2 protein-coding genes are annotated in these 720 nt (G+C 66.8%); both read right to left on the reverse strand.

The genetic code is table 11. From position 1 onward, the window contains the following. Positions 1–234 (reverse strand): DUF2752 domain-containing protein (locus IMZ11_RS43000; protein WP_228649382.1); only part of this gene is annotated, 234 nt, incomplete at its 3' end. Next, entirely contained in the window at positions 224–619 is a 396-nt protein-coding gene (locus tag IMZ11_RS43005; RefSeq protein ID WP_228649384.1) for a TM2 domain-containing protein, read from the reverse strand. The genes IMZ11_RS43005 and IMZ11_RS43000, both read right to left, overlap by 11 nt. Between the last annotated feature and the right edge of the window lie 101 nt (positions 620–720).

Genomic DNA, 720 nt, shown 5'->3' on the forward strand with positions numbered 1-720 from the left:
GTTGTCGACGACGGCCGCGGCCACGTCACCGTGCAGCAGATCATGGGTCATTCGCAGCCCCCCGCAGGCCGGACAGTTCCATCCGGTCAGCGCCTTGAACGGGCAGCCGGGAAACAGAAACCCAGGGCGGTGGGGATCGGCCACACCGGTATACGTCAGCGCGCCGGCACCGACGACGCCGGCCAGCAGCGAATAGCGCCCCGCAGCCCCGATTCCCCTGGTTCTACGCTCCATCGCGCAGTGGACGACCGTAAGGGTCGCGAACCCTGTCGGTGAGGATCAGGATCGCATCGATGAGACCCCAAATGACGGCACCGATGCCACAGGTGATCAGGCCCACGATGAGTTGCGCGACTCCGAAACCGGTCTCGCCCAGGTAAATCCGCCCGATGCCCACGAAACCGAACAGGCCGACCAACTGCAGCAGACCCGCCACCACCTTCGACTTGTCGGACAGCGGTTCGCCGGTAACCGGATGACGGCCGAACGGCGCGTTCGGATCCACAAACGCCAGCGGATAGGGCGCATAGCCCGGTGGCGGCTGGTATCCCGCCGGTGGCGGAAAACCGGCCGGTGGCGGGGTATCCGAGGGGCCTCCGGGCTGCGACGGATCAGTCATACAGCCAGGATGCCAGAACCGGGTCTCTACCGGTTACGACGGAACAAGCGGCGCACCCGACCGGCGCGCTTCGCCGGCTCAGGGACAGCTGCAGGTTCGGG

The sequence above is a fragment of the Microtetraspora sp. AC03309 genome (assembly GCF_020826795.1).
GTDB lineage: Bacteria > Actinomycetota > Actinomycetes > Streptosporangiales > Streptosporangiaceae > Microtetraspora > Microtetraspora glauca.

Excerpts from the sequence above, each read along its gene's own strand:
- IMZ11_RS43005 (WP_228649384.1), bottom strand. The coding sequence starts at position 619 with ATGACTGATCCGTCGCAGCCCGGAGGCCCCTCGGATACCCCGCCACCG.